This window comes from Paenibacillus sp. P4_A9, from assembly GCF_056402415.1.
Map to the genome: position 1 here is coordinate 1 of NZ_JBFUHL010000115.1, position 6,879 is coordinate 6,879.

The 6,879-nt window shown below is 38.3% G+C and carries 9 protein-coding genes; 6 read left to right on the forward strand and 3 right to left on the reverse strand.

The genetic code is table 11. The features are described from left to right. The 5 genes from AC1DVJ_RS29095 to AC1DVJ_RS29115 all read left to right on the forward strand — a co-directional run. A partial coding sequence (locus AC1DVJ_RS29095) for a class I tRNA ligase family protein (protein WP_477596073.1) occupies positions 1 to 532 on the forward strand: 532 nt, incomplete at its 5' end. A gap of 343 nt (positions 533 to 875) precedes the next feature. Then, on the forward strand, positions 876 to 1,727 hold the full coding sequence (locus tag AC1DVJ_RS29100; RefSeq protein ID WP_477596075.1) for a DUF2268 domain-containing putative Zn-dependent protease: 852 nt from the start codon (positions 876 to 878) through the stop codon (positions 1,725 to 1,727). Between the two features lie 51 nt (positions 1,728 to 1,778). Further along, on the forward strand, positions 1,779 to 2,084 hold the full coding sequence (locus tag AC1DVJ_RS29105) for a hypothetical protein (RefSeq protein ID WP_477596077.1): 306 nt from the start codon (positions 1,779 to 1,781) through the stop codon (positions 2,082 to 2,084). Between the two features lie 93 nt (positions 2,085 to 2,177). Then, complete coding sequence (locus tag AC1DVJ_RS29110; RefSeq protein ID WP_477596079.1) at positions 2,178 to 2,513, forward strand: hypothetical protein; 336 nt, start codon at positions 2,178 to 2,180, stop codon at positions 2,511 to 2,513. A gap of 247 nt (positions 2,514 to 2,760) precedes the next feature. Then, on the forward strand, positions 2,761 to 3,252 hold the full coding sequence (locus AC1DVJ_RS29115; RefSeq protein ID WP_477596081.1) for a hypothetical protein: 492 nt from the start codon (positions 2,761 to 2,763) through the stop codon (positions 3,250 to 3,252). A 180-nt stretch (positions 3,253 to 3,432) separates the two neighbouring features. Here the strand turns inward: AC1DVJ_RS29115 and AC1DVJ_RS29120 are convergent, their stop codons facing one another. Next, positions 3,433 to 3,702 carry a hypothetical protein gene (locus AC1DVJ_RS29120; RefSeq protein ID WP_477596083.1) on the reverse strand — a complete coding sequence of 90 codons (270 nt, stop codon included), beginning with the start codon at positions 3,700 to 3,702 and terminating at the stop codon, positions 3,433 to 3,435. A 247-nt stretch (positions 3,703 to 3,949) separates the two neighbouring features. On the opposite strand from AC1DVJ_RS29120, the gene spoVB reads away from it, so the two are divergent. Continuing rightward, complete coding sequence (spoVB, locus tag AC1DVJ_RS29125) at positions 3,950 to 5,500, forward strand: stage V sporulation protein B (protein WP_477596085.1); 1,551 nt, start codon at positions 3,950 to 3,952, stop codon at positions 5,498 to 5,500. A gap of 229 nt (positions 5,501 to 5,729) precedes the next feature. On the opposite strand, the gene AC1DVJ_RS29130 is transcribed toward spoVB, so the two are convergent. Then, positions 5,730 to 6,074 carry a DUF3139 domain-containing protein gene (locus tag AC1DVJ_RS29130; RefSeq protein WP_477596087.1) on the reverse strand — a complete coding sequence of 115 codons (345 nt, stop codon included), beginning with the start codon at positions 6,072 to 6,074 and terminating at the stop codon, positions 5,730 to 5,732. A gap of 212 nt (positions 6,075 to 6,286) precedes the next feature. Beyond that, a complete protein-coding gene (locus tag AC1DVJ_RS29135) occupies positions 6,287 to 6,643 on the reverse strand; it encodes an ABC transporter (protein WP_477596089.1) in 357 nt (118 codons plus the stop codon). Positions 6,644 to 6,879: the final 236 nt, after the last annotated feature.

The following is a 6,879-nucleotide window of genomic DNA, read 5'->3' on the forward strand; positions in this document are numbered from 1 at the left end:
CTCTTGGAGAGAATTTATTTATAGCYATAATGGGGAATTGCTTGGGGCATTTGGGAATTTTGTGAATCGAAGCTTAGTATTTATTGAAAAATTTTATGAAGGTAAAATCCCTCATGGTGTGATAGATAATAACATAATAGACCAAATTGAAGCCCTATATAATCGCTGTGGAGAATTAATTGAGAAAGGAAAGCTAAAAGAAGCGTTGGAGATCATATTTGCGTTCATTCGTAGCTGTAATAAATATTTTGATGAACAAAAACCTTGGAACCAGATTAAAGAAAATGTGGACTCATGTAGTCATACTCTTATTACATGTGTTCAAATCATTGCTAATTTGTCAAACCTATTGGAACCATTTGTACCTTTTTCATGTTTAAAGATTCGAGGATTTTTAAGCTTATCTGTTCCCACCTGGGAATATATTGAGTGTCCAGCTGGAAGAGTGTTAACACAAGTTGAAGTCTTGTTCCAAAGGATTGACGTTAGTCGAATTGAAGAAGAGGTACAGCGACTAAAAAGTAGCCATTGATTGAAAAGAAAAGTTATTTGAATTTAAATAGCGCATATAGCAACTATTTTTAATAAAAGTTTGCTCAAATGCTAACTATCTTGAGCTATTAAGAAGATTGACTTTCCGTTGGGTATTGATTGGTAGAACCTTAAGGAAAACACGAAGGTACAAAAAAATGTTTTGAAGCTTTTGAAGGGTTGCTCGTGGCAGCCCTTCGCCACGCTAACTGGCAGTTTAGCGGAGTATTGTCATCAAATGGAGTACAAGTATGTACTATATGTGTAGGGGATCTTGTTAAAATATAGGATTAATTATAATGTGAAAATAGGTTGCATAAATCAGGGAAAGGGAGTTGATTTCCATGCCTAAATGGAACTGGTTGTACGAAGATTTCATAAAAGCTTTTGATGACTGTAGTGATGAGGAACAATGGCAAGAAGCATTTTTAACACATTACATAAATCCACAAAAAAATTTATTGTTTGATATACACTTTGTTCCTAAAGGGTTTCCCTCAATTCAAGAAGTGAATAACCGTATAATATCAGTAGGGAAAAGTCGTTATAATGAATTATTTAAGACAATTTTGCATACTTCAGATTATGAATTTCATATTCAATTAATCACAAGCAAAATTCTTGATAAATTACAAAATAATGCTGATGAACAAGAGGTATTTGTAATTGTCGGTTTAGATTGTACTAATATCTATTCTGTTAGTCATGAAGGAAAATCAATAACTGTTCTTTGTCTGGAAGCAATAAATGGGAAATTGGATGGGATTCAATTACTATTATCACATGAATGTCATCACTGGGCTAGACAACGATATTTTAAAGAAGATATTTTCACAGCTAGTATTGGAATGCGATTAGTAACAGAAGGTCTTGCTATTTGTTTCTCAGAACAACTTCAGCCAGGATATCAAGCATCACATTATTGTTATGTTCCAGAAGATACGGTATCTTGGACGTTAAATAATATCGAGATAATTGAAAAATTAATAAATGAACATTATGAAGAAGACACTTTCATGGACAGTTTATTTTCAAGAACACCACACTCAATCCCAATACAAGATATGCCACCAAGAATTGGATATGTGCTTGGATATATAAAAGTAAATGAATACTTAAAGAAAGAAAATATTGGAGCTGAGAGTGTAATCGGCATCCCCTGGCAAGATGTAGTTGAATCCAAAATGATATATTAAACTAACGTAAGAACGTTAGTTCAAAAATATTTATATGATTGGTGGAATTAAATGAAAAATCTACAAGGGAAAATAAATAAAACATCCAAAGGCTACAATTCATATGAAATTTTTGATGCGGATGCGTCATTTATTTTGAAGATAGCTACTGTTGTTACAGAAAAGTTTAATTTTACTCATATTAATCCAAGAATTGGACTTGAACAAGTTTTCATGGATTTTGATAAAGATGGGATTAAGATAACCATTGGCTGGGATATTTGGAGCGGTTGTTTTGTTATGGCTCATGACAAATTAGGTGACAAGTGTATTGTGGAAATAGGTAATTATTTAGACGAGAGGTACATTAATGATTAGAATTGTCGTTGCGCTAACGGGGGAACGCTAGTTTAATAACGCAGTTTATAACCTTCCATTAGAAGTAAACTAGACAAAAGAGAGGGAAATAACTTGGAGAAACGAGTAACTCCTAAGCAACAAAAACGCCAACAAGAACGAGAAATTATTGACGAGTATCACAAATTGGTAACTGAACAAGCTCTGGAGCCCTTGTACCAATCTTTTTTAGAATGGAAATCAGGGATATTGCCATATTTCGAACTGACTGAAATAATCCACCTATTTCATAAGAAGAACCAGGAGATCTACAAGGACTTCACACACACAGAATATAAAAACCTCCTTTTACTTGCAAAAATGAAATTGGGCCGTTTAACTGAGGATGACATTAAAGAAAATAAGCGACTTCTAGAATTTTGGGGATATGAGGACAGTATCTCTAGTTAAATTGATATAAGACATTCTCTATGGTGCCGATGGAACAATGAAGTATTCACGGAGAGCAGATGTGAGGTACACTTCCCTTGTGATCATTCAACGGGCAGTTTAGTTGAGTAAGCCTTTACAGAAAAAGGTGATATGATGTCGTTCTGCGAATATAAATTAAGTAACATTTTTTGTTAGAGGAGGAAAAGTGAGGATAAGTAAAATTTATATACCGCTCGTTCTAGTCTTTATTATTTCGATCATTTCTTTGATATGGTTAATTCAACAAAATAAACCTCTGTATGATCAAATTGGAAAAGTAATTTCAGAATCTGATTCGGGCTATAGTGAATTAATTCATATACATACTGACAGAGAGYGGACAATGGCATTTTATATAAATAATAGGTCAGAATTAGGTGTTGTTTTACTACAGAAGAAAATTAGTGGATATAAATTAAGTGAATATATGAATATAAGTCCAATGTTTACAGATCAGGTCTTAAGCTGGCATGGTTCAGAAAATCAAAAATTTAATATTCATATGCTTTATGGAGTTGTTAAAGATCCAGAAATAACTCAGATTCTTTTAATTAGTGAGGGAGATAAGACAGCTCAAATTATTAATAATGGCGAATATTCGATATGGTACTCGTTTGTCGAGAATGTTTTGAAGATGCCTATTACTATTCGGGCAACGAATAAAAAAGGTGAAATATTGTATGAAACTGGTGATGTTGGTTTTTTTGGAATTGATTAGAACTCACCCCTCATGACGCTAACTGGGAACGATACTGAAACGGCTGCCGCGAAGCAGCCGTTATAATGGGTGATAAACAATGAAAAGGATTGTATTAATATATAAAAAACCAATGTCTGAAAGGGATTGAATCAATTCATAGACATATGTATAAAATACGGATTTTGTGAAGTAGTACAATTACTTAGATCTAACTGGGATATTTTCTTGAATCATCCCCATGTTATCAGGCACCTTCGCGCTTCGTTCTATTCCCGGTATTTGCAATCCAGCTACGCKACCGAACGCTCCCGCCGCTCCTACCAAATGCCATGCCAACCAAGCCAGCGAGTTATGGCCCTCCACAATCGCTACATTCATCTTCTCGTCGGTAATAGCTTTCATGACGGATAACGTRCCGGCCGACGATGCTGCCCAATCCTCTAAAAAGTCTTCCAGTTTACGGTACATGCCTCAGCCTCCAAAATCAGTTTCTGTTTTCTGTTTCATTTTAATATGGCTTAATCGTTAATTCAAATGGGACCTTTACTAATGTCCCCATTTTGATAAACATATCGAGTACGTTCGATCCATGCAAAATCCGCCACGCCGCTTTGCGCCATCACATGTCCAATAATGACGTGAACACCGGCTTGTTCGCATGGTTTTCCAGTTTATGAATACATTTAAGTATTCGATAATCAGGAGGACACAAGTCATGTCACAACATGGGCAATCGTTCATGAGAGGTACGCTGGTCTTGTCTGTCGCTGCTTTCATCAATCGTATTCTCGGTTTTATCAGCGGCATGTATATCGCTCGCGTACTGGGAGCAGAGGGAATTGGCATCTTGATGATGGCTCATCCGCTCGTCCCGCTTGTCATTACGATTACGGAGCTTGGATTGCCTGTTGCAATTTCAAAGTTGGTTGCAGAGGCCCACGCTCGCGGCGAACGGATGAAAGTGAGGCGCATCCTACATGTTTCTCTCGCTGTCACGGGCGTCTTGAGCGTAGCGCTAACGACCATATCGTTACTTGGATCTGAGTGGATCGCATCCATTTTGCTAAGCGACCAACGTGCTTATTACGCGATGCTGGCGATTACGCCGATCGCGCCGATCGTAGCTGTCTCCGCCGTATTAAAGGGATATTTCCGTGGCATGCAGCAGATGAAGACCATTGCCGCTTCCGATGTGCTGGAGCATACAGTGCAAATCGCCTGTGTACTTGCGCTGGTCCACCTTTTGCTGCCTTATGGCGTAGCTTATGCGGCTGCCGGAGCAATGGCAGCCTCTGTTGTCAGCGAAGCGATCAGTCTCCTATTTCTGGTGACAAGCTACAAGCTTTACGGTGAATCGAAGACGCCGGGCGAGACGTGGGCAAGCCACCTGAAACAAGGAAGAAGCACACTCGGAGAGCTGCTGCAGATTGGACTGCCGACGACCGGACACGGTGTCATACATTCCTTATACAGCACCTTCCAACCGCTTCTTATTACAACCAGCCTGGCGCTGGCCGGCATCGGTACGACGTTAGCCACGAAGCAATTCGGTATGCTGGCCGGCTATGCGTTTCCGTTGCTGTTCATGCCAAGCTTTATTACACAGTCCTTGTCCACCGCTCTCATTCCTGCGATTGGCGAGGCAGCAGCGAACAAAAACAGTCTGCTCATACATGAGCGGATGAATCAGGCTATGATCTTGGGACTCCTGATCGGCGCACCGGCGACCGTTATCCTGTACGAGTGGGCAACTCCACTAACGACAATTGTCTATAATGCCCCGGAAGCAGGATTGCTTCTAAAAATACTGGCGCCGATGTTTTTCCTGCATTATTTTGACGCTCCACTTCATGCGATTCTGCTCGGGCTCGGCAGAGCGAACGCTACGTTGTGGAATTACGTAATAGCCACTGTATTCAAGGGTGTCTCGATCTTCGTGTTCGGTAGCCAATTTGGTATTATTGGCGTTGCGTACGGCATCGGTATCGGTATTGTAATGCAAACACTGCTGAACTTCTTTTCCATCTCTAGCTCGATCGGATTTTATTGGAGTATTCGTCCTTATGTCAAGGTTGGGATCTGCATGATGCTGATGTTGATATGCGGAGACTGGACCTATAACTATTTTGCCAGCCATGGTATGCCGCAGTTATGGTGCGTAATCTCTTCAATCGCTTGTTCCTTGTTTCTCTATATCGTCGCACTCATATTAACGGATACGTTGAATTGGAAGAGTACGCGCCACCGGTTTTCGATTCCATGGTAATTTTAGTTTTTAAAAAAGCAGCCATGATTGGCTGCTTTTTCGCTAATGGGCTTAGAATGACTCCAAAAATTCCAAGGACGAAACAATAAATTCCTAGACTACCGATGTATTATGGAAGAATCGTTCATTCCGAGGGAGCTTAATCAATTATGAATCCAATCTTAATTCCTTGACAAGAAAATCACCTTGCTCAATTTTCATTACTATCTTTCCTTTTTTATTTCAAAAGCTATTTTCGTCCCTCATCTAAATGATTATATTTTATTCCACTTCTTATATCCGCGTCACTAGGTCCAATCTGAATCCATAGTCCAACTCCTCTAACCGTATATGTATAGTAAACTCCTGGTTCATCTTTAAAAAGTACATGTGCCCCCATTTGAGGGACCTTCCCACAATATGCTTTAATCTTAAAAATTTCAGATGCTTCGTATTGCTTCTCATTAACTAGATAAGCTTGTAAATCCTTTTCTAGCTTACTTTTCTTCGCTTCAACAAATAAATATATCGATAATATAAACAGTAAGATTATACAAACACTAACCCATAACCCTCTACTTTTAATCGTCGCCATCCTCCTGATATAAAAAACGAATTCAAGTGTAAATATTAATAATTAAATATTACTACTATCATTCAAAAATACCAGAATTGCCACAGCAAATTATGGTGCAGTATCTTTGAAATTTTCGACCAATTCCCTAAGTATTTTGTTACGTTCTTTCATACCTCTTACATAAGAAACGGCTATTTGTGCTATCGTTTTCCGTTCGTTTAGCGGGCGGATCATTCTTTAATTCTAAGGTGTCTTTTAAGTTCCATAAAAGGAGTAGCATAAGAGTCATCATATTTCTTCAAATGCGCATCTAACAAAGACCAATTCCTTTCGAGGAATGGATGTATTTCAGTGGTGTTAGCTACGCCATAAAGTTGATTTAAGAAATAAAGTGATTCCCAAATCAAATAGTCATGATCTAACTTAAACAACACCTCGATGACATTAGGAATATAATTAAACGCTTCTTCAGGGGACATTTCCTTTGTTATCGATTGAAATGAATTACTAAAATACCACTCGTCATCATTTAATTTGTCTTCCCAATCAGTATATATGTCCAGTAAACTTTCAACCTTAATAACCACGTCCCAAGTTCAATTCGAAAGGATCTTTAGTTTTGTATTTGTCGTTAGATAATTCCTACGATAGAAACCTTTGGAAATAATATTCGTATGTACTGGTGGAAATAATTACATGCATCATGGGGGGACGATATGAAGGCAAAATTGAAAACGAATCTTATCGCCGCAGGCGTGACGATTACACTTTTGGGGTCGGTATTTGCGTGGGGATACTATCAAGTTAAGGCAAGGGTGGAAAC

What these genes read in the sequence shown, in the direction of transcription:
- AC1DVJ_RS29105 (WP_477596077.1), top strand. Translation starts at nt 1,779, where the DNA reads ATGAAAAATCTACAAGGGAAAATAAATAAAACATCCAAAGGCTACAAT.
- spoVB (WP_477596085.1), top strand. Translation starts at nt 3,950, where the DNA reads ATGTCACAACATGGGCAATCGTTCATGAGAGGTACGCTGGTCTTGTCT.
- AC1DVJ_RS29130 (WP_477596087.1), bottom strand. Translation starts at nt 6,074, where the DNA reads ATGGCGACGATTAAAAGTAGAGGGTTATGGGTTAGTGTTTGTATAATC.
- AC1DVJ_RS29100 (WP_477596075.1), top strand. Translation starts at nt 876, where the DNA reads ATGCCTAAATGGAACTGGTTGTACGAAGATTTCATAAAAGCTTTTGAT.